We start from the raw sequence: 23463 nt of genomic DNA on the forward strand, positions 1-23463 counted from the left end.
ATCCTGACGGTTTCTTGACTTCGCGCCTACGATTTTGCGACGCGCGCATGACGGTTTCGACTGGCAAGCGTAACCACGGTGCAGATGCGCTTCCTCGCCCGCTTGCGGAGGCGAGGTGAAGAGGCAGCAGCGCTGCGGCTAACGCTTCCAGTTGCAGATGCCGCCGGAGCGGCACGGCCAGGTCTGGATGCGCGTGTCCCTTGCCTGCGCGTCCAGCGGATTGCCGTGGCGATGTGAGAGTTTGGTGCGCGCCGTACCGCGCGGCTGGGCGCTCCGGGCATGCCCGACCTTGGGCTCGGCCACGTGCACGCGTTCGGCGGCAACCTTCTTCGGCACGTCCATCGGCTCGGCGCGCGCCTGCGCCTCGTTGCCGCCGCGTGCCTCCAAAGCGACCGGCGCGAACTGCGTCTCCGGGCCAAGCCGCTTCGGCGACAGTACGGCCTTGGACAGATCGAGACCCAGATATTCGTCAGGCTTGTAGCCGTCAGCATGCGCGAGGTCCGCCCCTGCGAGCACGAGCGCCACGGCAATTGCAAAGGGAACGCTTTTCAGGACCACGAGCACCTCCTGAAATTGATGAAGGGGTAATTTAGCCCTATTTAGGAGGCGCCACGCGCAATTCCAGCGGCCAATTGCCGCCGTGGTTAAGAAGTTTGGCGGAGTCAGGCGACTTTTCGCGTCGTCTCCGTCCCATCCAGGAACCCCATCAGGCGGCTGCGGATGATGGTTTCCGCCTCACTCATGATGCGGTCGACGAGCTCCTTGCAGGAGGGAATGTCGTGGATGAGGCCTGCGACCATGCCGCAGCTCCAGGCGCCCGCGTCCATCTGACCATCCAGCATGATCCTGGGATAGACACCCGCGACCTGGTCGTGAATGTCGTCGATGGTGAGCTTGGTGCCCTTCTCGCGCTCGATCTCGAGCAGGCGATCGACATTGGCGTTCTTCAGGACGCGCTCGGTATTGCGCAGCGCCCGCATGATCAGGCGGGTGTCGAGTTCGGTGGCGGCGACCAGCGCGTTCTTGACGTTCTGATGCACCGGCGCTTCCTTGGTGGCGATGAAGCGCGTGCCCATGTTCATGCCGGCTGCGCCGAGTGATAACGCCGCGACCAGGCTGCGCCCGTCGGCCATGCCGCCAGAGGCGACGAAGGGAATCTTCAACTCTTCCGCCGCGCGCGGCAGCAGGATCATGTTGGGAATGTCGTCCTCGCCGGGATGGCCGCCGCATTCAAAGCCGTCGACGCTGACGGCGTCGCAGCCGATCCGCTCCGCCTTCAGGGAGTGGCGCACCGAGGTGCATTTGTGGATGACCTTGATGCCGGCCGCCTTCAGCGCCGGCATGTATGCTTCCGGGCTGCGGCCCGCGGTCTCCACTGCTTTGATGCCACCTTCGACGATGGCCGCGATGTATTCCGGATAAGGCGGCGCCGAGAAGGTCGGCAGGAAGGTGAGATTCACACCGAACGGCTTGTCCGTCATGTCGCGGCAGCGCGCGATCTCCTTGGCCAGCAGCTCGGGCGTCTTCTGCGTGAGCCCGGTGATGATGCCGAGCCCGCCGGCATTGGAGACGGCGGCGGCCAGCTCGGCAAAGCCGACGAAATGCATGCCGCCCTGGATGATCGGGTGCTCGATGCCGAACAGTTCGGTGATCGCGGTCTTCACGTCAGTTTCCTCCCAGGGCTTTGCTTGATGTCAGGTTCAGTCTAGCCGCAGTCTCGTGCCGCGGTCACCCTTTCTCTCTGAACGGGGCGGAGAGCCCGTCAGTGCCCCCGCGCCGGCGCGCGCAAATCGATCCTGCGGAGCACGGCTGCGGTGGGGATCATCAGCAGGGCGACAATGGCAAGCGTCCAGAACACGTCGATATAGGCGAGGAGGTCGATCTGCTGCTGCAAGGTTTTGCCGACCCATGCGACCGCCTGCGACGCGGCATCGCTTGCATTGGAGCCCTGCGCTTGGAAGTAACGCGTCATGGCGTCGATGGTCTGCTGGTAGCCGAGATCGGACGGCGCGGCATGCTCGATCAGGCGGCTCTGGTGGAATTGCTGGCGCTGCGCCAGAATGGTCTGCGCCAGCGCGACACCCATGGAGCCGCCGATATTGCGGGCGACATTGATCAGCGCCGAGGCCTGGTTGGTCCTGTCCGGCGGGATGCCGTCATAGGAGGCGGTCGTCACCGGCAGGAACAGGAAGGGGAGACCGAGCGCAAGGAAGATGCGCGACAGCGCAGCGTAGCCGTAGGTGATGTCGCCGGTCAGCCCGGTGAGATGCCACATCGAGAACGCGACGATGGCGGCACCACACATGATGAGATATTTCGGCTGCACGATGCCGACGAGGCGGCCGACCACCGGCATCAGCACCAGCGTCGCGACGCCACCGGGCGACAACGCGAGACCGGCCAGCATCGCGGTGTAGTTCAGCTCGGTCTGGAGCAGCTGCGGCAGGAGCTGCGTCGTCGAGATCAGCACCGCGCCGGTGCCGAGCATGACGAGGAAGCAGGCGGCGAACTGACGCCGGCCAAGCAGGCGAAGGTCGACGATGGGCTGCTCCCGCGTCAGCTCCCAGGGAATGAGCGAGAGCAGCGAGACAGTCGCGAGCACCGCGAAGACGACGATCATGTTCGATCCGAACCAGTCATTGCGTTGGCCTTCGTCGAGCACGAATTCGAGCGAGCCGAGCCCGATCGCGACGAGGGCGAAACCGACATAGTCGACACGCAGACCCTTGCTGAGCAGCTTCTCCCTCTCCTCCTCTGCGCCCGACGGCTCTTTGACCAGCGTGCCGACCAGGAACAACGACAGCAATCCCATGGGAACGTTGATCAGGAACACCCAGTGCCAAGTATACGTATCGGTAATCCAGCCGCCGAGCGTCGGCCCGATCACTGGCGCGACCACGACGGCGACGCCGTAGATGGCAAAGGCCTGACCACGCTTATGCGGTGGGAAGGAATCGGCGAGGATCGCCTGCTCGCTGGTCGCCATGCCGCCGCCACCAAGGCCTTGCAAGATCCGGAACAGTACAGCGATTGCAAATTCCAGGCGAAGCCGCACAGGAGCGACGCGATCGAGAACGTCGCGACGCACATCATGTAGAAGCGCTTGCGGCCGATCACGGTCGACAGCCAGCCCGAGATCGACAGCACGATGGCGTTGGCGACGAGATAGCTGGTGATGACGTAGGTGCTCTCGTCGATGCCGACCGCGAGCCCGCCGGCAATGTGGCGCAATGCGACGTTGGCGATGGTGGTGTCGAGCACCTCCATGAAGGTCGCGATCGAGACCACGAAGGCGATCAGATAGGGATTGTGCCCGCCCGCCGCCGACCGCTCCGGCGACCAACCGCCGGCGGCCGCGCCGCCTTGCGCGACGTCCGTCATCGCACCCTGGTCCAGGGCACGACCGACATGCCCGGTCCGACCGGCAGATCGGGCGGCCAGTTGTCGACCACGATCTTTACCGGCACACGCTGCACCACCTTGACGTAGTTGCCGGTGGCATTCTCCGCCGGCAGCAGGCTGAACGCGGTGCCCGAACCCGGTTGCACCGAATCGACGTGGCCGGTCAGCTTGCGGCCGGGATAGGCATCGATGCGTATCTCTACCGGCTGGCCCGGCCGCATGTCGTTGAGCTGGGTCTCTTTATAGTTGGCCACGATCCACACCTGGTCGGGCACGAACATCATCAGGCTCTGCCCGGCGGTGACGAATGTGCCCTTCGCGCCGGAGAGCTTGACGACGCGACCGGACTGCGCCGCAACGACGCTGGTATATTGCAGGTTCAGCTTGGCCTGATCGAGCTGCGCCTGCGATTGCCCGAGCTGCGCCTTGGCGCCTTCGAGCTGCGCTTGTAGCGATTTGATGCTCAGTTGCGCGGCCGTCACCGCGGTCTTGGCGCGCTCGGTGTTGGCCTGCTGCGCCTGAAGGTCGGAACGGGTCTGTTGCTGGCGCTGCACGGTTCCGGCTCCCTTTTCGGCCAGATCCTGGGCGCGCGCGAATTCTTCCTGCGAGAACTGGAGTTGCGCCTGAGCCTGTTCGAGCTGCGCCTGGGCCTGCTTGATCTGCTCCTGCTGGGAGTCGATTTGCGCCCCGACATTGGCGATGTTCGCTTTGGCCGCCGCGACCTGCGCATTGGTTTGATCGATGGCGATGCGATAGTCGCGCTCGTCGAGCTTGGCGAGAAGGTCGCCGGCATTGACGTGCTGGTTGTCTGTGACCGGGATGTCGGTCACGTAACCGCCGACCTTCGAAGCCACCGAAAAACTGCGCGAGGCGACGAAAGCGTCGTCGGTGGACTCGTAATGGCGGACCTCAAGCCAGCAGAGCAGACCGCCGACGAGCGCCGCGATCAGCACGATGGCGCCGACAGTTGCTAACAGCCAATGCTGGCGAAGCCTCGGGCGCAACGGCGGCGCCGGTTCGCCCGACTGCTCTTTGACGTCGCGGGATCGATCAGGATTCGTTCTCGGAGCTTCTTTCGTCCGCTGCGGCTGCTCCGCGGACGGCCGACGCTCCCGGGTTTGAGCATCCACGCTGACCACCTTTTGTCGGGACTACCGGCCGCAAGCCAATTGAGCCAAGCTTGCGCGCCGGCAGCCCAACCGCAGCGCCGAAGCATGGTTCCGACTTGCTGGAGCACCGCTGTCATTCGTGAATGCGGTGCTCAGAAAAAGCGCAGCACCGCCGCGCTGCGCTTCTCGATCGCTCTTACGGAAAGTGGACGTTAGTGCGTCTTGGTCTCGTGCCATTTCTCGAGGTCGGGCTTTACTTTGTCCGATCCCTGCTCTTTTTCCGGATTGCCCTTCCAAGGCTTGTCCGTCTGCCTGTGCGAACCCCAGTCGTTCTGAGTCCGGGGATCATCGGTCGGCCGTTCCTTACTCATCGCATCGTCCTTTGTTACGCGAAGGGGACGCCGTAATAGGCATTGATACCGCGTACGGCAGCGTCATCACCCCAGTTCCACTCAGCCTTCTCACCATATTTCGGAGCGCCTTCCAGATCCTTCGCGGTAATCGCGGTAACATAGCCGCCAAGCTCGGTGTCGTATTTCAGGGACTGCCAGGGCAACGGGTAATGATCATTGCCGAGGCCGAGAAATCCGCCGAAGCCAAGCACTGCGTAAGAGACCTTGCCGCTGATCTTGTCGATCATGACGCGTTCGATTGAACCGATCCGGTTTCGATCGGCCCCATAGACCGATGTTCCTTCGACCTTGTCGCTTCCGATCAGCCGGCCCATCTCGTTTTGGTCCAGTTCACCCTGATTCAGCATCGTAATTCTCCACTCAGCCATTTGTGAATCAACGGCGCGAGGTCAGCGATCGTTCCGACGCGGTTCCGCAAGAGCCAAGGAACATCGCCGAAAACAACAGGTTCTCTGAGTCTAACCAGGTCCGAACCGAGAGAGCCGCCCCTAATGTCTCAGACCGTCTCAGACTTCATCGTTCAGCGCCTGCATCAATGGGGCGTGCGTCACATCTTCGGTTACCCCGGAGACGGCATTAACGGCGTGTTCGGCGCCATGAACCGGGCTGAAGGCAGGATCGGCTTCGTGCAGGCGCGGCACGAGGAGATGGCGGCATTCATGGCGACCGCCTACGCGAAATTCTCGGGCCAGCTCGGCGTCTGTATCGCGACCTCGGGGCCCGGCGCTTCGCACCTCGTCACTGGCCTCTACGATGCACTGCTGGATCACCAGCCGGTGCTCGCCATCGTCGGCCAGCAGGCGCGCAATGCGCTGGGTGGGAGCTACCAGCAGGAACTTGACCTGGTGTCGATGTTCAAGGACGTCGCCGGCGCCTATGTCGCACAAGCCTCTTCGCCCGCGCAGGTCCGGCACTTGATCGATCGCGGCGTGCGGATCGCCCTGGCGAGACGAGTCCCGACCGCGATCATCCTGCCAAACGACATCCAGGAGGAGCCTTACGAGGACCCGCCCCGTGCGCACGGCACGTTGCATTCCGGCATCGGCTACAGCGCGCCCAGCATCACGCCGCGTGACGCTGATCTCGACCGCGCGGCGGACATCCTCAATGCCGGCAATAAGGTTGCGATGCTCGTCGGGGCCGGCGCGCTTGGCGCCACCGATGAAGTCATCGCGGTCGCCGACCGGCTATCGGCCGGCTGCGCCAAGGCGCTGCTCGGCAAGGCCGCACTCCCCGACGACCTGCCATGGGTCACCGGCTCGATCGGCCTGCTCGGCACCGAGCCCAGCTACAACATGATGATGGAATGCGACACGCTGCTGATGATAGGCTCCGCCTTTCCTTACGCCGAATTCCTGCCCAAGGAAGGTGCGGCGCGCGGCGTGCAGATCGATATCGATGCGAGCATGATGTCGATCCGCTTTCCGATGGAGGTCGGTCTCGTCGGCGATGCCGCCGACACATTGCGCGCGTTGCTGCCGCGGCTCGCGCCAAAGAGCGACGGCGCCTGGCGCAAGGCCATCGAGCAGGATGTCGCGACATGGTGGAAAACGCTGGACGACCGCGCGCATCAGCCCGCCGCGCCCGTCAATCCGCAGCTCGTTGCCTGGGAATTGTCTCCGCGCCTGCCCGACCGCGCCATCATCACCAGCGATTCCGGCTCCTGTGCCAACTGGTTTGCGCGCGACCTGAAGATGCGCCGCGGCATGACCGCCTCGCTTTCCGGCGGCCTCGCCTCGATGGGTGCTGCGGTGCCTTACGCGCTCGCCGCCAAATATGCCCATCCGGACCGACCTGTGATCGCATTGGTCGGCGACGGCGCCATGCAGATGAACAACATGGCCGAGTTGATCACGGCCGCGAAATACTGGCGGTCTTGGCGAGATCCGCACTTCATCGTCTGCGTCTTCAATAACGAAGACCTCAACCAGGTCACTTGGGAGCAGCGCATCATCAACGGCGATCCCAAGTTCGAAGCCTCGCAGCGCATTCCTGACGTCTCCTATTCACGCTTCGCTGAGCTGATCGGCCTGCGCGGCATCTTCGTCGACTGTCCCCAGCTGCTCGGCTCGGCCTGGGAGCAGGCGCTGGCGAGCGATATGCCTGTCGTCCTGGAAGTGAAAACCGATCCCGAGGTGCCGCCGCTGCCGCCGCACATCACCTTGCAGCAGGCGAAGAATTTCTCGCTCACCCTGATGAAGGGCGATCCGAACGAAAGCGGAATGATCAAGGGAGCTGCGCGGCAGGTGTTGGAATCGATTCTGCCCGGAAAGCAATGAGGTGAACCATGAGTGACTTCCGCGATATTCAGCACGGCGTCAACGACCCGGTCGACGGCGTCGACGTGAAGTGGCATTTCAACGACAACCGGACACCGCATGAGCGGGCACAGCGTCATGCCGACGTGCGCGCCGACGCCACCGCCGCGCCGGCCGAGCCGTTTCTGCCCGAGCGGCTTCGGCGCAAGCCGACCGACCCCATCAACCCGCGCACCGGGCGTAATCCCACGGACTAGTCGTTAGGAACCTCGGCCCTCGCGGCGTGTTGATCGGCGCAACACGGCGCGGCAGGTGGCCGCGCGACAATTGGAGAGACGGACCATGAAACGAACCATCGTCGCCATTGCTTGCGTGCTTCTCGCAGGTCCCGCATTGGCCCAATCGCTGGGCGAGAAGACCGGCGTCAATTCGGCACTCGGCGTCGCGCCGGCAACCGCCGACTTCGTCAAGGAGGTCGCCATCAGCGACATGTTCGAGATCGAGTCGGGCAAGCTCGCTGAGCAGAAGGGCAATGCGCAGGAGAAATCGTTCGCCCAGCAGATGGTGACCGATCACACCAAGACCAGCAGCGAACTGAAGGGACTGGTCGGCAACGGCAAGGTCCAGGCGACGCTGCCGACGGCGCTCGACAGTTCGCACCAAAGCAAGCTCGACAAGCTCAAGAGCGCGACCGGCAAGGACTTCAGTTCCGACTACAATTCCTACCAGGTCAGCGCCCATGAGGACGCCGTCTCCCTGTTCGAGCGGTATGCTAAGGGCGGCGATAATGCCGCGTTGAAGGATTGGGCCGGCAAGACGCTGCCGGCGCTCAAGCACCATCTCGACATGGCCAAGGAGCTCGGTAAGGCGCCGAGCGTCGGTCAGTCCAAGTAGGCAGCGGCCGAGGACGGCGGCTCCGCCGGCGTCCTCCTCGTCTGAGCCACGATGCCATTCTCCGCACCTTGGGTCGCAAATGCGGAGATCCTCAGGGCGCAGCAAGACAACACTTCGATATCGCGCCGGCACATTGCCACGCCGCGAGCGGAACGCTCGCGGCGGCTTCGCTGGCTTCCGCAACGGCGGAAGGACGTACGTCCACAGCAACGGCGGAAGGACGTACGTCCACAGCTGAGCACGACTTGATCAATCCCGTCAGCCGCTATCCGAAGCCGCCGTTCAAGAAGCACTCGCAGCCCTGCCCGGCCCTGCCGGCAACATGGAGCCGCGGCCGGATCATGGCGAGACCAGCTACTAAGGCTCCGGCCGGCTCGCCCGCCACACGTCGCGCCGGAGCGATCTGGATGCCGCTCCAGGTGTCCGGCGGCGCCATCATGGAGAAGCTGGAAAAGTTCGGCGGCACGACATCCCTCGGTCGTCCCGGTCAGCCGGGCGAGCTAGCCTCGATCTACGTGCAGCTTGCCGCGGCAGACGCAAGCTATGCGACAGGCGATGTCTACGGCGCCGCGAGGGGGCTCGGGACAGCCCTCGCAACGGCGCCCGCTGGAACCTTCATTGTCATACAGAATTTACAAAACAGTCATGAAGGATAGCTCGCCAGACCGATGGCCCTCGTAGAAGTAAAACCCACTCGGATCGATCAGGCGCTCGCACACGAGATTGCGGACAACACCAATTCGGGCATCGAGCAAACCGCGCAGACTTTGACGTGGGCTGCGGACGAGCACGTGATGCTTGCGCTCGCCGCGGCTGGATGGCTCTACGCGCAGCTTCGACGGCCCGAGGCGCGATCTGCTGCAAATCACGTATTGGCAGTTTCCGTGGCCACTGCAGTGCTCCCGCACCTGCTAAAGTCCGTGTTCGATCAGACAAGACCCGATCGCCTGACGCTGCGCGGCCATTTGCACGGTATCCCTATCTCCGGAAAGCCACGTGATGCGTTTCCGTCCGGCCACGCTCTGCACATGGGCGCGCTCGCCTCGGCGGCTGGGCTGCTGGCCCCCGCTCCCCGCCGGCTGGTGCGCTCCCTTGCCGTGGCGCTGTCGTTGACGCGCGTCGCGGTGCTTGCACATTGGGCCAGCGACGTGGTGGCGGGGTTCACCCTCGGAATCGTCGTCGAGCGACTGTTCAGGCCATTTACGTTCGGAAAATCGCAGCGGCAGCGGCATCAAGCCTCGCGAGTAGGGCCATGACGGAATATCTCCTGCGCTTCGTCGCGGGCGGCCTCATCGTCTCCGCCTTCGCGATCTTCGGAGACATGCTCAAGCCGAAGAGCTTTGCCGGGCTTCTCGGCGCGGCGCCGTCGGTCGCACTCGCGACGCTTGGCATCGCGGTCGTTCAGCACGGCCCGCAATATGCCGCGGCCGAGAGCTGGACGATGATCTACGGCGCTGTCGCCCTCGGCTGCTACAGCCTCGCCGTCTGCCACCTGCTGATGAGATTTCGTCTCGCGGCGCTGCCGGCCACCATCCTCGCATTTTTGGTTTGGCTCGTGGTCGCCTTCGGCCTGCTCGCGGGTTTCGGAGGCGCCGCCTGATGCTGGTCAAGCTGTCATCATCCGCGCTGAAGCAGACGCATTGGTACGAATACGTGGTGCGCTTCGTGCTGGGCGGCCTCGCGACGGTAGCGGCAGGCCTCATCGGCAGCCATTTTGGCCTCGCGATCGGCGGACTGTTTCTCGCGCTTCCCGCCATCTTCTGTGCCAGCGCGACGCTGATCGAACGCCATGAGCGCCGCGCCAAGGAAAAAGCCGGATTCAGCGGGCGAAGACGCGGGCAGCAGGCCGCAGCGTTGGACGCTGCGGGCGCCGGCCTCGGAAGTATCGGCCTCGCAGCGTTCGCAGCGGCTTTCTACGCCGTGGTGTCGGCAAGCATCACCGGGGCATTCGCGGCCGCCATCCTAGCCTGGGTAATGGTGGCCGTGTCAGCATGGTGGTTGAGGCGGAAGCTGCGCACCACCTCAAATCGCCCGCAGCCCGAGCGCGGGCACGATCAACGAGCGGCTGGAGCTTCTTGCCGTAGCATCAGGAAACGGGGTGCTCACGTCCTTAAATAACCTCTGGGGGCTCGGACGCACCGGCTTCTGTGCTTCTGTCTCTACAGAAAGCTCGCGGGACAACCTGACTTCGTCCGTCAGGAAATGCGCCAGCGCACAACTGGTCTCAATATCAAATTATTGATTTTGCTGATGTTTATAGCTTCAGGGATGATTTTTCTGACTCTTATGGAACTCCTACTTAGTTCGTCCATTGAGTAAACTACTCAACTTGCTCAATTTGCATGATCGACCATGAACGACCTTCGCGCCGAACGCCTTCAGGTCATGCTCTCGCCGGAAGAGTTGACCGCTGTTGACGATTTCCGGTTCAAACATCGCATGCCGACCCGAGCGGCAGCGGTCCGCGAACTCCTCAAGTTCGGGCTGGCCGCAGCGGATGTCGATCCGGCAGCCGGCGTGAAGTCGAGCAATTTCGGCGTATTCGGCCGCGGACCCGGCGGACATGTTCAGGGCGAGCCGGACGGCGAGACTAACCCATAGGACGGTCCACAAAACAAACGACCCCGGCACGGGGGTGCCAGGGCCGTCCTTGGAGATTGCTTCCGGCGCACCGGGGGCATGACAACCGGAAGCAATCCGTCGACTCTTCCCGCGGAGATTCGTTCCTCCCGAGAACTAGCCTGTTGCATCTCCTGAATCGTCAGGCATCGCGCCGGCGCCCGGTGTTTTGCCATTGTCGTTCAGCTTGGGATCGCGTGTCGCTTCCCGCGACGGTGAGCCTTTGGGATCGCTCTTGTGCACGGATTGCGCACGCTGCTTGTCACGCGGCTGCTCCTCCGCCCGCTTGTCCTTGACGATTCCGTGGTCGGAATGGGCCATGATCTGCTCTCGCCTCTCTTGATGTTTCGCAGCGGTTACGCGCGGGCACGTCGATTGTTCCGGGCGGGAGCCCCCGACGCTAACTGCGCGCCGAGTGGACCGCAGCCGATGCATTTTCCAGATGCACCTGCCGCACGGTCGTGACCGTCGCGAAGGCGACCGAAACGCCAAAAGCGAGAATCAGTGAAAGAAGAACCAGACGTGGAGCCATTGCGAAACCTCCTTCTGGAATCGAAAAGCAACGCGATCGACTACTCACGGATGATCCTGGATTGGTCTCTTGCATTCCGTGCGCGGTCTCACACGCGGCTTCACCAGGACGAGAGCGTCTACCTATCCAGCTTTTGAGGGATATGGACCCTCACGGGCGGGATTTCTCCATCGAGCCAATCCTGCTCCCTCGCAAGTGCAGTCCAGGCATCCGCCATGCGCGAATAGCGCTTATAAGCGGGTTGCCCTTCCGCGCGCTCGGCGAGCTGAAGACAATTGTCGGCGTTGTCCCTGAAAATGTCAGACTGTTTCATACCGAAGACGTGGGGGCGGAACTCTCGGGTCGCAATGCCCTTACCGGATCGTAACGTTCGGGGAACTTCGCACGTCATCCGTCATTGATATCGATGCGAGTTCTCGTCGCGATAGTCCTGGTGTGCGTCAGCACCGCAGCGCCTGCCGATAGCACTGGCGAGCGACAGCTTGGTGAGCCCACGCCGAGCGCAATCGACGTCATCAGCGGCCTCTACGCCTTCAGCCGCTTCCAGCAGGGTCTGCTTGAGAGCACCGACCTGAAGGGCAACACGGAGGTCAAGAACCTTGCCGCGCTACGCGCCGAAGAAGCGGCCAAGCGCGACAAGGCGCTGAAACAGATCCAAGAGACCATCGGTGCGGAGCCGCGCGTCAGCAAGACCGCCTCGGCGAGCGCGAGCCTCGTCGAACCCGAAACTTCGGACGGACCAACTTACGTCCGAAGCTTTTATGCCTCGCAGATTCCCGAATATGAAGCGGCCATCAACCTGCTCGAACGCTATCTGAAGGCGCCCGACAATCCTGCGCTTGCAGCGCTGGCGCGCGAGCAGCTCCCGACGCTGCGTGCGCAGGTCAAGGCGGCCGAGCGCACTATGGCGGACAAGTAGCCGTCTTTTATTTGTCGTTCGGATGATGTTGCTGACTCTCCGGCCGCACAGTCCGGTTGCTCTCCGGCATCCTGTCCCGGCCCGCATCGCCATTGTCATCCCTGCCGCCCGAGGTGGACGTGCCGCTCCCGCTCGGGTTGGATCGGGTCGCCGTCCCCGTGGTCGGCGTATCCGCCTGAGGCGTGGCCGAGCTGGCGGCGGGATCGCCCGTCACGGCCCCTCGGCCGCTGGGCGCCCCGCCCTGGGCGAAGGCCGATCCGGCAAGCAACATGACGACCACCACGGCCAATCCAGCTTTCATCTGCGCTCTCCCTATCTTTGCGGGCTAACCGCAGGGGTGCCGCTCCGTTCCGAAAGGCGTGGTGCGCGAGGCGCTAATCCATGGTGTCCGCCGAGGGCCGAATTCTCGGAATTTTCGTGGAACCGATCCGACTGTTCGCAGTTAATGCTATTGGGCTGAGCAAAGCAGGTTCCATTTTCGGTGCGCCGCAACCTTGGCGCTTGATTTCGAATTTGGCTGACGCTCTATTTTGACCAAACGCGTCTTGCCATAGATTCGGCCGGCGCCTGCGGGGGAATCAGTATGAGCGACCTCGATCCCGGAACTGCATCACGCTCCGGTCGTCGCGTCCCAAAGCCAAAGACCAACGGTACGTCGGATCCGGATTCCCGGGCGGAATTGCTGCTCGCTTTGCAGGCAATGCGCAGCGGCGATTTCTCCGTGCGGATGAGCGGCGATTATCTCGGCATCGACGGTAAGATCGCCGACACCTTTAACGAAATCATCGCCGCCAATCAGCGCATGGCGCAGCAGCTCGAGCTGGTCGGCCAGGTGGTCGGCCGCGAGGGCAAGACCCGCCAGCGCGTGAAATTCGGCCTCGCATCTGGCTCTTGGGCCGACATGGAAGGGTCCGTCAACACGCTGATCGATGACCTGTTGTGGCCGACCCGTGAGGTGACGCGTGCAGTCGCGGCGGTGGCGCAAGGCGATCTGCTCCAGACCGTCAAGCTCGACGTCGACGGCCGCCCCCTGCGCGGCGAGTTCTTGCAGTCGGCGACCATCGTTAACACCATGATCAAGCAGCTCGGCGTGTTCACCTCCGAGGTGACGCGCGTGGCGCGCGAGGTCGGCACCGAAGGCAAGCTCGGCGGCCAGGCTCAGGTGCCCGAGGTGACCGGCGTCTGGAAGGACCTCACCGAGAGCGTCAACTCGATGGCGAACAACCTGACCAACCAGGTTCGCAACATCGCCGAGGTGACGATCGCGGTCGCCAATGGCGACCTGTCGAAGAAGATCACCGTCGACGTCCGCGGCGAAATCCTCCAGCTCAAGGAAGCCATCAACACGATGGTGGATCAGCTCCGCTCCTTCGCCTCCGAAGTGACGCGCGTGGCGCGCGAGGTCGGCACCGACGGCAAGCTCGGCGGCCAGGCGATCGTGCCCGGCGTCGCCGGCACCTGGAAGGACCTCACCGATAGCGTCAACGCGATGTGCGGTAATCTGACCGCCCAGGTGCGCAACATCGCCAACGTGACGACTGCCGTGGCGCGCGGCGACCTGTCGCGCAAGATCACCGTGGATGTGCGCGGCGAGATCCTGGAGCTGAAAGACACCATCAACACCATGGTGGACCAGCTCAATTCGTTCGCCTCCGAAGTGACACGCGTCGCACGCGAGGTCGGTACCGAAGGCAAGCTCGGCGGCCAGGCCCAGGTGCCCGGCGTCGCCGGCACCTGGAAGGACCTCACCGACAACGTCAACTTCATGGCGTCGAACCTGACCGCACAGGTCCGCAACATCGCCGATGTCGCCACCGCGATCGCGAGCGGCGATCTGTCGAAGAAGATCACCGTCAACGTCTCGGGCGAGATCCTTCAGCTGAAGGAGACGCTCAACACGATGGTCGATCAGCTCAACGCCTTCGCCGGCGAAGTGACGCGCGTCGCCCGCGAGGTCGGCACCGAAGGGCGGCTCGGCGGTCAGGCCAACGTGCTCGGCGTCGCCGGCACCTGGAAGGACCTGACCGAGAGCGTCAACTCGATGGCCTCGAACCTGACTGCGCAGGTCCGCAACATCGCGGAGGTGACAACGGCGGTCGCCGGCGGCGACCTGTCGAAGAAGATCACCGTGGACGTGCGCGGCGAGATCCTGGAGCTGAAGGACACCATCAACACCATGGTGGACCAGCTCAACGCCTTCGCCGGTGAGGTGACGCGCGTGGCGCGCGAGGTCGGCACCGAAGGCAAGCTCGGCGGCCAGGCCGTCGTGCGCGGCGTCGGCGGCACCTGGAAAGACCTCACCGATAGCGTCAATTCGATGGCCTCGAACCTGACCGGACAGGTCCGCAACATCGCCGAAGTCGCGACCGCGGTGGCGAAGGGCGATTTGTCGAAGAAGATCACCGTGAACGTATCGGGCGAAATCCTTCAGCTGAAGGAAACGCTCAACACCATGGTGGACCAGCTCAACGCCTTCGCCGGCGAAGTGACGCGCGTCGCCCGCGAGGTCGGCACCGACGGCAAGCTCGGCGGCCAGGCCGGCGTGCCCGGCGTCGCCGGCACCTGGAAGGATCTGACCGATTCCGTGAACTCGATGGCGGGCAATTTGACCGCCCAGGTGCGCAACATCGCCGAAGTCGCGACCGCGATCGCCGGCGGCGATCTCTCGCGCAAGATCACCGTGGACGTGCGCGGCGAGATCCTACAGCTCAAGGACACCCTGAACACGATGGTCGACCAGCTCAACCGCTTCGCGGGCGAGGTGACGCGCGTGGCGCGCGAGGTCGGCACCGAAGGCCGCCTGGGTGGTCAAGCCAACGTGCCCGGCGTCGCCGGCACCTGGAAGGACCTCACCGACAGCGTGAACTCGATGGCGGGCAACCTCACGGCCCAGGTCCGCAACATCGCCGAAGTCACCACCGCCGTGGCGCGAGGCGACTTGTCGCGCAAGATCACGGTGGACGTGAAGGGCGAAATCCTCGAGCTGAAGAACACCATCAATACCATGGTGGACCAGCTCAATGGCTTTGCGGGCGAGGTCACGCGCGTGGCGCGCGAGGTCGGCACCGAAGGCAAGCTCGGCGGTCAGGCCGAAGTGCCCGGCGTCGCCGGCACCTGGAAGGACCTCACCGACAACGTCAACTTCATGGCCTCCAACCTGACGGCCCAGGTCCGCAACATCGCCGAGGTCGCGACCGCGATCGCCGGCGGCGACCTCTCGAAGAAGATCACGGTGGATGTGCGCGGCGAAATCCTTCTCTTGAAGGACACGCTGAATACCATGGTCGAGCAGCTCCGCTCCTTCGCCGCCGAAGTCACGCGCGTGGCGCGCGAGGTCGGCACCGAAGGCCGGCTCGGCGGTCAGGCCGTCGTGCCCGGCGTCGGCGGCACCTGGAAGGACCTCACCGACAACGTCAACCTGCTCGCCGCGAACCTCACCACGCAAGTCCGCAACATCGCCGAAGTCACCACGGCGGTCGCGCGCGGCGACCTCTCGCGCAAGATCACGGTCGACGTGAAGGGCGAAATCCTCGAGCTGAAGAACACCATCAACACCATGGTGGACCAGCTCAATGCCTTCGCCGGCGAAGTCACGCGCGTGGCGCGCGAGGTCGGCACCGAAGGCAAGCTCGGCGGACAGGCGCAGGTGCCCGGCGTCGCCGGCACCTGGAAGGATCTCACCGACACGGTGAACTTCATGGCGGCAAACCTGACCGAACAGGTCCGCGGCATCGTCAAGGTCGTCACAGCCGTCGCCAACGGCGATCTGAAGCAGAACCTCACCGTGAAATCGAAGGGCGAGGTCGCGGCGCTCGCCGACACCATCAACAACATGACCGAGACGCTTGCTACCTTCGCCGATCAGGTGACGTCGGTGGCGCGCGAGGTCGGCGTCGAGGGCCGCCTCGGCGGCCAGGCCAACGTGCCCGGCGCCGCCGGCACTTGGAAGGACCTGACCGGCAACGTCAACCTGCTCGCGGCCAACCTGACCTCACAGGTGCGCGCGATCGCGGAAGTCGCGACTGCCGTGACCAAAGGCGACCTGACGCGCTCGATCCAGGTCGACGCCCGCGGCGAAGTCGCTGAGCTGAAAGACAACATCAACACGATGATCACGAATCTCCGTCTGACGACGGACGTGAACACCGAGCAGGACTGGCTGAAGACCAACCTCGCGAAATTCACCAACATGCTCCAGGGCCAGCGTGACCTCACCACCGTCGGCCGGCTGCTGCTCACCGAATTGTCGCCACTGGTGAACGCCCATACCGGCGTGATCTACCAGGTCGAGAACGAGAACGATCCGCAGCTCCTGCTGCTCGCTTCTTACGCCAGCGACGGCATCTATCCCTATCAGCGCGTGCTTCAGTTCGGCGAAGGCCTGATCGGCCAGTGCGCCCTCGACAAGCGGCCGCGCGTGGTCGCCGACATTCCGCCTGACGTGGTGCCGATCAACTCGGCGCTGCTTCGTGTCGCGCCGAAGAACCTGGTGGTGCTGCCGGTGCTGTTCGAGAGCCAGGTCAAGGCCGTGATCGAACTTGCTTCGCTGACATCGTTCACGACATCGCAGATGACGTTCCTGGAGCAGCTCACCGACTCCATCGGCATCGTGCTCAACTCGATCGAGGCGACGATGCAGACCGAAGGCCTGCTCAAGCAGTCGCAGCAGCTCGCCGGCGAGCTGCAGACGCAGCAGCGCGAATTGCAGCAAACCAACGACCAGCTCGAACAGAAGGCGCAGCAGCTCGCCGAGCGCAACGTCGAGGTCGAGCGCAAGAACCAGGAGATCGAGCAGGCCCGCCGCGCGCTGGAGGAAAAGGCGACCGAGCTCGCGCTAACTTCGAAGTACAAGTCCGAATTCCTGGCCAATATGAGCCACGAGCTGCGCACGCCGCTGAACTCGATCCTGATCCTCGGACAGCAGCTCACCGACAATCCGGACGGCAACCTCTCGGCCAAGCAGGTCGAATTCGCCCGCACCATCCACGGCGCCGGCACCGACCTGCTCAATCTCATCAGCGACATTCTCGATCTGTCCAAAATCGAGTCCGGCACGGTCACGGTCGACGCCGAGGAAATCCTGACCGCGAATCTGCTCGAGACCGTGGGCCGGCCGTTCCGGCACGAGGCGGAAAACCGCAATCTGTCGTTCAAGATCGACATCGATCCGAACCTGCCCCGCAGCATCGTCACCGACTCCAAGCGCCTGCAACAGGTGCTGAAGAACCTGCTCTCCAATGCCTTCAAGTTCACCGCCGAAGGCGAGGTGCGCCTGAAGGTCGCCAGCGCGGTCGGCGGCTGGGGGACGGATCATCCGGTACTGAACTCCGCACCAGCCGTGATCGCGTTCGAGGTGTCCGATACCGGCATCGGCATTCCCCTGGAGAAGCAGAAACTGATCTTCGAAGCGTTCCAACAAGCTGACGCCGGCACCAGCCGCAAATATGGCGGCACGGGCCTCGGGCTTGCGATCAGCCGCGAGCTCGCAAGCCTACTGGGCGGCGAAATCCACCTGCGCAGTTCGCCGGGCAAGGGCTCGTCCTTCACGATTTATCTGCCGTTGAAATATTCCGGCCCGACGCTCGCACCGCGTGCTGCGCCCGCGCCACAGCAACACACCCAGCCGCCGGCGCTACAGCCGGCCGCGCCTGACCAGCAGCGCGTCATCGAGCAGCTTCCCGACGACCGCCTCAACATCGAGCCGGGCGACACCATCCTCCTGATTGTGGAGGACGATCCGCACTATGCGCGCGTGCTGGTCGATCTCGCCCGCGACAAGGGCTTCAAGGTCCTGGTTGCGGCCCGCGGTGCCGAAGCGCTGGAGCTCGCCAAACAGTACCAGCCGACGGCCGTCTCCCTCGACGTGTTCCTGCCCGACGTGCTGGGCTGGACGGTGCTGAGCCAGCTCAAGCACAATCCGCTGACCCGCCACATTCCCGTCCAGATCATCACGCTCGACGAGGACCGCCAGCACGCGCTGGCGCGGGGGGCCTTCTCCTTCGTCAACAAGCCGACGACGACGGAAGGCGTCTCCGCCGCGCTGACGCAGATCAAGGAATATGCGCGGCCGCGGCGCAAGCGACTCCTGATCGTCGAGGACAACGAGGCCGAACAACTCTCGATCCGCGAGCTGCTGCACCACGACGACATCGAGATCGTGGTTACCGACACCGGTGCCGGCGCGCTCTCGACGCTGCGCGAGCAGCCTTGCGATTGCGTGGTGCTCGACCTGCGGCTGCCGGACATGAGCGGCTTCGAGGTGCTCGACGAGATCCGCAATGACGAGGCGCTGTCGAACATTCCGGTCGTGGTGTTCACCGGCCGCGAGCTCTCGGCGGAGGAGGATGCAGAACTCCACACCATGGCGCGCAGCATCGTGGTCAAGGGCGTGGAATCGCCGGAGCGCCTGCTCGACGAGACCGCGCTGTTCCTGCACCGTGTCATCACGGAACTACCGGTCGAGAAGCAGCGCATGCTGGAGAAGCTGAACAGTTCCGACGAGGACCTGATCGGCAAGACGGCCCTGCTCGTCGACGACGATGCCCGTAACATCTTCGCGCTGTCGAGCGTGTTGGAACGGCGCGGCATGAAGGTGTTGACGGCCACGACCGGCAGCGAGGCGGTCGCGCTGGTCGAATCCAATCCGGAAATCGCCATCGTGCTGATGGACATCATGATGCCGCAGATGGATGGCTATCAGACCATGGGTGTGATCCGCGAGAACCCGGCCTTCGCGCGATTGCCGATCATCGCGCTGACCGCCAAAGCGATGAAGGGTGATCGTGAGAAATGCCTGGAGGCCGGCGCGTCCGACTATCTCGCCAAACCCGTCAACACCGATCAATTGCTGCTTGCGATCCGCATGTGGCTGCACCGCTGAGTTGGATCCGCGAATGGACCACGAAAAGGTCAACATCCTGCTCGTCGACGACCAGCCGGCCAAGCTGCTCGCCTATGAGGTGATCCTGAAGGATCTCGGCGAGAACCTCGTGATCGCCTCGTCCGGCCGCGAGGCGCTGGAGGTTCTGCTCAAGACCGAGATCGCGGTCATCCTAGTCGACGTCTGCATGCCCGAGCTCGACGGCTTCGAGCTCGCCGCGATGATCCGCGAGCATCCGCGCTTCCAGAAGACCGCGATGATCTTCATCTCTGCCATTCAGGTGAGCGACATCGACCGGCTGCGGGGCTACGAGATGGGCGCCGTCGACTACGTTCCGGTGCCTGTCGTGCCGGAGGTGCTGCGCGCCAAGATCAAGGTGTTCGCCGAACTCTATCGCAAGACCCGCGAGCTCGAACGACTGAATCAGGAGCTCGAGGACCGCGTCCGCGCGCGCACCGCCGAGCTGGAGAATTCCACCGCCAAGCTTCGCGAGAGCGAGCAGCGGCGCAGCATGGCAATCGCCGCCGGCAAGATGGGCTCTTGGGATTGGGACTGGATCACCGGCGACTGGATGTGGGACGAGGGACAATATCGCATCTTTGGGGTCAGCCCGGAGAGCTTCGAGGTCAACCCGGCCAACGTTCAGGCGCTGTTGCATCCCGATGACGTCGATCAGTTGCGCAAGGCAATCGCCGAGTTCAACAGCGGCACGCGCTCCTATGAAACGGAGTTCCGCATTGTGCGGCCCGATGGCGAGGTACGCTGGTGCGTCGGCACGGCGGCCGCAACGGTAGACCATAGCAGCCGCGTGGTGCGGGTGAGCGGCGTTACGGTGGACATCACCGAACGCAAGCGCGCCGAAGAGCAGCAGAACCTTCTCGCGCGGGAAGTCGATCATCGCGCCAAGAATGCGCTGGCATTGGCGCAATCGATCGTGCGCCTCACCCGTGCCGACGAGGTCAAGGCCTATGTCAATGCCGTCGAGGGACGCATCAACGCGCTCGCGCGCGTGCACACCATCCTGTCGCTGTCGAGCTGGCAGGGAGCCGAGCTCTCCAAGCTGATCGACGAGGAGCTGGCACCCTATTCGCCGAGTGGCCAGATCAGGTTGGCGGGCCCCGAGGTTCAATTGCTGCCGACGACTGCCCAGACACTGGCGCTCGCTCTGCACGAGCTTTTCACCAACTCGGCAAAATATGGCGCGCTTTCGACACGATCCGGGCGGCTCATGATCGGGTGGCAGGTCGAAGACGAACTCCTCACGCTGACCTGGGAGGAATCCGGCGGCCCGCTCGTCAGGACGCCGAAATCCCGAGGCTTCGGAACGCGAAGCCTGCTCGCGAGCGTCGAGTCCCAGCTCGGCGGACGGGCGAAATTCGATTGGCGCGCTGAGGGGCTGTTGTGCCGCCTCGAGGTACCGTTGACACGCAAGCCGGCCACGATAGCACCCAGCAAATTTGATGCCGCCGCCGCGGCCGAGTTGCAGCGCGCATCCGGTTAGAGCGTTTTCCAGCCAAGCGGTAACCGGTTCGCGTCAAGAAAGCGCGTCAAGCCAAGAATCGAGAGCTTCCGTTTCAATCGGAAGGGAGAGCTTTAGCCGGACGCCGTGTTCGTCATGCGCTGCTCCGTCCTTGGGTCGCGCGCGATGCGTCCTTCGAGCCAAGCTTCCGTTCGAGCGAGATCACGCAACGCCTTCGCGTAGCGCCGGGCCGCGCTTCGCTCCGCGCCGCGCGGGAGCTTGCGCGCCTTGCGCAAGATGTCTGCGGCCGCGTTGCGATAGGCCAGCGAGCGGTACAGAAAGACTACCTTGCCCATATCAAATGTCCCGTGTTGATGGCCTCATGTTCGCAAGCCGGGCATGAACGTCGGATGAAGCTGGCGATGAAAATTCCTTCATCCAGATGGAACTAATGACTATCGCGCGCGTTTGGGTGCCAGATCGGGACATGGTTCCATGCGCGCGAAGAAGTCGTCGGGCCTGGTCTCTCCCACCGGCCTCATCAAGCTGATGACACATGCGATGATGGGTGCAGCCCTCGGCCTCGCCTTCAGCCTCACACTCATTCTTTCCAATCCAGCCGTCGCCAATCTGCTGAGTCATGGCGGAAGCCAAGCCGCTCTTGTGTTCGCTCTCGCACTGGGACGACCTTCGCGATCGGCGCGACGCTCACCGGCATCGTGTTCATCCTGGAAGAGAACAAGCAATCTTGAAGCGCGCGTGACGCGTGGAGAAGCTTTGTTGGGGAACTCCTGCGAGGAACGGCAGTTGGCCGCCTGCGTCAATTTAACCCAGGGAGTTCCTCCATATGAAGACAGTCAAGCTCGCCCTCGCCGCAATGTTGGCAACTGGCCTCGCTGCCGCGCCGTTCGCCGCGGAGGCGAAGTCGCACAAGGCCAAACATGGGTCCTCGATGTCATCATCGCAGACCACGGGCGCGAACACCAAGTCCTCCAAAGGTGCCGATCCCTCCGGTCAAGGCGGCTCTGGCCCCGGCTCCGACCAGGGCGGCACCATGACGAACAACAAGGGCGGCATGAGCAACACCAAGTGAACTCTGCGCGGTAACGTGAGAGTCCCGTGTTCAGCGCGGGGCCCTTCACCAAAGCACGATGACGGTTCATCCAGACCCTCGCGCCATAAAGCGCAATGAGATGGATGAATCGTCATTGCGCTTCAGGTTGTTGTTTGAGCATGATCTTTTCGGAAAACCGCTAGACACTTTGCTACTTTAGCGCCACATGCTCGGCGCGCTGACCAGCGTATCGCCCGCCGGCCCGCTTCACCTCCTCCAGGCATAGCGATCGCCGCACAAGGCCTCGCAGCATCGCGGACGCGCGCCGGCACGTCATCACGGCGGACGAGGAACGTTGTCGCAGATCTCGTCCGGCACCGCCCGCACAGCGCGGCCCGTTAGGTGTCCGAGGGCATCGACAATCGGCAGCATGTCGCTTGCGCGCACGCTTAGTGGCCAGCCAACAGGCGCGCCGCCTTGTCGACATTCTTCACGGAGCGAAGATGCATCTGGCCGCGGACGTCAGGCAGGACGTCACCGCCCCCAGCCGCCTTCCATTCATCGATCAGCAGGTTGATTTTCCGGCGCAGATCGATCTGCGCCAGAGCTCGTTCGGTGCAGTCGCAATCGCCGTTGACGAGATCGCGCACAGACGCCTCGACCTCGGCCATTTCCAGCCTCAAGGCGCTGATTTTACGCCGAATTTCGTTAATTCTGTTGTCCATGGCTTGTTAGAACAAAATAAGAACATATAGTCAAGTCATGTTTTCAAACCGGAGGAGCGACATGCAGGTTCAGGCCAAATACGACGCCAGGGTTTTCCTTAGCGAGCAGATGACACGGGCGCAGGGACTGAGATTGAAGCGGCTGAGCGAAGAGGCGTATCAGCCGGCACAATATGCGCGGGATCTGTCCTTCGCCGAGGCTGCGCGGCGCATCCAGGTGCTGGAGGCCGAGATCGAACTGGCGAATTCGTTCTAGGGCTGCCTTGACCGCCGGGAACATTGCACGCGTGCTGTTCGGAACCATGCCGGTGTCGAACGGTTCTTCCTCGGCCAAGGGAGAAAAGGCATGGCACGTAAGGCAAAGAAGCGCCGCTACTCGCGCAGCTCCGGCAGCGAGGTCGAAAGCGAGATGCGGCGTTACAAGAAAGGTACCGCGAAGAGTGGACGTGGCGGTCGCGGCGGACGCGTGAAGAGCCGCAAGCAGGCGATTGCGATCGGACTGTCAAAGGCACGCAAGAAGGGCAAGAAAGTCCCGAAGAAAGCCTCCAAGCGGAAGACGTCCAAGAAATCTGCCAAGAAAACTTCCAAGAAATCTTCCAAGAAATCGTCCAGGGCATCGTCAAAGCGCAAATCCACCAAGCGGTCACGCTGACCTCGGTCAGATCATGCTGCCCGGCATGAAGCAGCGGATCGAAATTCCGAACGCAGTCTTCACCGGCCACACCATGGTGCGGCCGGCGCGGTTCGGCTCGGTGATGACGGCTTCATCCGGCACCTCGACCCATTGCCCGTCCAGCCGAACACGGTAATGCCCGTTGTGCGATTCCCAATCGGGATCGGAGACGGCAAAGCCGTCCGCATCCGAGCAGCACGGACCGAGGTGGCTGCGCAGGCTGTCGAACCATGGCTTCAGGGGCGAGTTCGCATAGCGGCCATCGTCGCGCCCGAGCGCGTTTTCTGCCGGCAGGATGAACCACGCGACGAGCAGCGTACTTATCAGTGAGAGCTTCAATCGATCCATGTCGGCACCGATCAAATGCGAACCACCGGCCAGTTCCACAAAGCGGTCAGGGGGTTCGAAGTTCCACACTCGCGAACCGACCCCACGGCTTCATTGCCGCCGAGCAGATGCGCGGCCAGAAAGTCTGATGGCCGAACACGGCTTTTTCGGACGAACCGGGTCACCCTCCCTGCCGTTA

General features: G+C 63.4%; 25 protein-coding genes and 3 pseudogenes. 15 read left to right on the plus strand and 13 right to left on the minus strand.

Annotation, left to right across the window (positions count from 1 at the left end; genetic code table 11):
* Positions 1–138 precede the first annotated feature (138 nt).
* The 6 genes and pseudogenes from IVB01_RS30825 to IVB01_RS30850 form a co-directional block, all read right to left on the minus strand.
* Positions 139–558 (minus strand): hypothetical protein, encoded by a 420-nt coding sequence (locus IVB01_RS30825; RefSeq protein ID WP_247279158.1) that lies wholly within the window; start codon positions 556–558, stop codon positions 139–141.
* A gap of 104 nt (positions 559–662) precedes the next feature.
* The gene (locus IVB01_RS30830) at positions 663–1664 is read right to left on the minus strand and encodes a nitronate monooxygenase family protein (protein ID WP_247279157.1); all 1002 of its coding nucleotides are present in this window, start codon (positions 1662–1664) and stop codon (positions 663–665) included.
* Between the two features lie 98 nt (positions 1665–1762).
* Positions 1763–3381 (minus strand): annotated as a pseudogene (locus IVB01_RS30835) (DHA2 family efflux MFS transporter permease subunit).
* On the minus strand, positions 3378–4532 hold the full coding sequence (locus IVB01_RS30840) for an HlyD family secretion protein (RefSeq protein ID WP_247279156.1): 1155 nt from the start codon (positions 4530–4532) through the stop codon (positions 3378–3380). Before IVB01_RS30840 ends, IVB01_RS30835 begins: the two are co-directional and overlap by 4 nt.
* A 191-nt stretch (positions 4533–4723) precedes the next feature.
* On the minus strand, positions 4724–4882 hold the full coding sequence (locus IVB01_RS30845; protein ID WP_247279155.1) for a hypothetical protein: 159 nt from the start codon (positions 4880–4882) through the stop codon (positions 4724–4726).
* Positions 4883–4896: 14 nt separating this feature from the next.
* Positions 4897–5271, minus strand: coding sequence for a PRC-barrel domain-containing protein (locus IVB01_RS30850; RefSeq protein WP_247279330.1), 375 nt, complete (start codon positions 5269–5271; stop codon positions 4897–4899).
* Positions 5272–5415: 144 nt separating this feature from the next.
* Between IVB01_RS30850 and IVB01_RS30855 the strand changes: the two genes are divergently transcribed.
* The 8 genes and pseudogenes from IVB01_RS30855 (at position 5416) to IVB01_RS30890 (ending at position 10677) form a co-directional block, all read left to right on the plus strand.
* Positions 5416–7203, plus strand: a complete 1788-nt coding sequence (locus tag IVB01_RS30855) for a thiamine pyrophosphate-requiring protein (RefSeq protein WP_247279154.1) — start codon at positions 5416–5418, stop codon at positions 7201–7203.
* Positions 7204–7211: 8 nt separating this feature from the next.
* The gene (locus IVB01_RS30860; RefSeq protein ID WP_130212842.1) at positions 7212–7439 is read left to right on the plus strand and encodes a hypothetical protein; all 228 of its coding nucleotides are present in this window, start codon (positions 7212–7214) and stop codon (positions 7437–7439) included.
* An 85-nt stretch (positions 7440–7524) separates the two neighbouring features.
* Positions 7525–8076: a DUF4142 domain-containing protein gene (locus tag IVB01_RS30865; protein WP_247279153.1), complete on the plus strand. Its 552-nt coding sequence runs from the start codon at positions 7525–7527 to the stop codon at positions 8074–8076.
* Between the two features lie 401 nt (positions 8077–8477).
* Positions 8478–8648, plus strand: a pseudogene (locus IVB01_RS30870) (NAD(P)-dependent oxidoreductase); the annotation flags it as partial.
* A gap of 96 nt (positions 8649–8744) precedes the next feature.
* Positions 8745–9332, plus strand: coding sequence for a phosphatase PAP2 family protein (locus IVB01_RS30875; RefSeq protein WP_247279152.1), 588 nt, complete (start codon positions 8745–8747; stop codon positions 9330–9332).
* Positions 9329–9676 (plus strand): DUF3147 family protein, encoded by a 348-nt coding sequence (locus IVB01_RS30880; protein WP_247279151.1) that lies wholly within the window; start codon positions 9329–9331, stop codon positions 9674–9676. The genes IVB01_RS30875 and IVB01_RS30880 overlap by 4 nt, the downstream gene beginning before the upstream one ends.
* Positions 9676–10194, plus strand: coding sequence for a DUF3147 family protein (locus IVB01_RS30885; RefSeq protein WP_247279150.1), 519 nt, complete (start codon positions 9676–9678; stop codon positions 10192–10194). Before IVB01_RS30880 ends, IVB01_RS30885 begins: the two co-directional genes overlap by 1 nt.
* A gap of 234 nt (positions 10195–10428) precedes the next feature.
* Positions 10429–10677 (plus strand): hypothetical protein, encoded by a 249-nt coding sequence (locus IVB01_RS30890; protein ID WP_247279149.1) that lies wholly within the window; start codon positions 10429–10431, stop codon positions 10675–10677.
* A 135-nt stretch (positions 10678–10812) separates the two neighbouring features.
* On the opposite strand, the gene IVB01_RS30895 is transcribed toward IVB01_RS30890, so the two are convergent.
* The 3 genes from IVB01_RS30895 to IVB01_RS30900 form a co-directional block, all read right to left on the minus strand.
* On the minus strand, positions 10813–11016 hold the full coding sequence (locus IVB01_RS30895) for a hypothetical protein (protein ID WP_247279148.1): 204 nt from the start codon (positions 11014–11016) through the stop codon (positions 10813–10815).
* A gap of 79 nt (positions 11017–11095) precedes the next feature.
* Entirely contained in the window at positions 11096–11227 is a 132-nt protein-coding gene (locus IVB01_RS35530) for a hypothetical protein (protein ID WP_256464595.1), read from the minus strand.
* Between the two features lie 118 nt (positions 11228–11345).
* The gene (locus tag IVB01_RS30900; protein ID WP_247279147.1) at positions 11346–11540 is read right to left on the minus strand and encodes a hypothetical protein; all 195 of its coding nucleotides are present in this window, start codon (positions 11538–11540) and stop codon (positions 11346–11348) included.
* Between the two features lie 93 nt (positions 11541–11633).
* On the opposite strand from IVB01_RS30900, the gene IVB01_RS30905 reads away from it, so the two are divergent.
* A complete protein-coding gene (locus IVB01_RS30905; protein ID WP_247279146.1) occupies positions 11634–12146 on the plus strand; it encodes a DUF4142 domain-containing protein in 513 nt (170 codons plus the stop codon).
* 7 nt (positions 12147–12153) lie between these two features.
* Here IVB01_RS30905 and IVB01_RS30910 read toward each other — a convergent pair whose 3' ends face one another.
* Positions 12154–12447: a hypothetical protein gene (locus IVB01_RS30910; protein ID WP_247279145.1), complete on the minus strand. Its 294-nt coding sequence runs from the start codon at positions 12445–12447 to the stop codon at positions 12154–12156.
* A gap of 282 nt (positions 12448–12729) precedes the next feature.
* Between IVB01_RS30910 and IVB01_RS30915 the strand changes: the two genes are divergently transcribed.
* The gene (locus tag IVB01_RS30915) at positions 12730–19026 is read left to right on the plus strand and encodes a HAMP domain-containing protein (RefSeq protein WP_247279144.1); all 6297 of its coding nucleotides are present in this window, start codon (positions 12730–12732) and stop codon (positions 19024–19026) included.
* 13 nt (positions 19027–19039) lie between these two features.
* Positions 19040–20527: an HWE histidine kinase domain-containing protein gene (locus IVB01_RS30920; protein WP_247279143.1), complete on the plus strand. Its 1488-nt coding sequence runs from the start codon at positions 19040–19042 to the stop codon at positions 20525–20527.
* 92 nt (positions 20528–20619) lie between these two features.
* Here the strand turns inward: IVB01_RS30920 and IVB01_RS30925 are convergent, their stop codons facing one another.
* The gene (locus tag IVB01_RS30925) at positions 20620–20841 is read right to left on the minus strand and encodes a hypothetical protein (protein ID WP_247279142.1); all 222 of its coding nucleotides are present in this window, start codon (positions 20839–20841) and stop codon (positions 20620–20622) included.
* A 139-nt stretch (positions 20842–20980) separates the two neighbouring features.
* On the opposite strand from IVB01_RS30925, the pseudogene IVB01_RS35810 reads away from it, so the two are divergent.
* Positions 20981–21237 (plus strand): annotated as a pseudogene (locus tag IVB01_RS35810) (hypothetical protein).
* A gap of 95 nt (positions 21238–21332) precedes the next feature.
* Positions 21333–21578 (plus strand): hypothetical protein, encoded by a 246-nt coding sequence (locus tag IVB01_RS30930; RefSeq protein ID WP_247279141.1) that lies wholly within the window; start codon positions 21333–21335, stop codon positions 21576–21578.
* Between the two features lie 410 nt (positions 21579–21988).
* On the opposite strand, the gene IVB01_RS30935 is transcribed toward IVB01_RS30930, so the two are convergent.
* Positions 21989–22210 carry a hypothetical protein gene (locus tag IVB01_RS30935; RefSeq protein ID WP_247279140.1) on the minus strand — a complete coding sequence of 74 codons (222 nt, stop codon included), beginning with the start codon at positions 22208–22210 and terminating at the stop codon, positions 21989–21991.
* A 115-nt stretch (positions 22211–22325) separates the two neighbouring features.
* Here IVB01_RS30935 and IVB01_RS30940 point away from each other — a divergent pair, with 115 nt between their 5' ends.
* Together IVB01_RS30940 and IVB01_RS30945 are read left to right on the plus strand one after the other, a co-directional pair.
* Positions 22326–22520, plus strand: coding sequence for a DUF3072 domain-containing protein (locus IVB01_RS30940; protein WP_247279139.1), 195 nt, complete (start codon positions 22326–22328; stop codon positions 22518–22520).
* Between the two features lie 90 nt (positions 22521–22610).
* Positions 22611–22916: a DUF6496 domain-containing protein gene (locus IVB01_RS30945; protein WP_247495133.1), complete on the plus strand. Its 306-nt coding sequence runs from the start codon at positions 22611–22613 to the stop codon at positions 22914–22916.
* A gap of 6 nt (positions 22917–22922) precedes the next feature.
* On the opposite strand, the gene IVB01_RS30950 is transcribed toward IVB01_RS30945, so the two are convergent.
* Positions 22923–23285 carry a hypothetical protein gene (locus IVB01_RS30950; protein ID WP_247279137.1) on the minus strand — a complete coding sequence of 121 codons (363 nt, stop codon included), beginning with the start codon at positions 23283–23285 and terminating at the stop codon, positions 22923–22925.
* Between the last annotated feature and the right edge of the window lie 178 nt (positions 23286–23463).

The sequence above is a fragment of the Bradyrhizobium sp. 164 genome (assembly GCF_023073715.1).
In the GTDB taxonomy this organism is placed as follows: Bacteria; Pseudomonadota; Alphaproteobacteria; order Rhizobiales; family Xanthobacteraceae; genus Bradyrhizobium.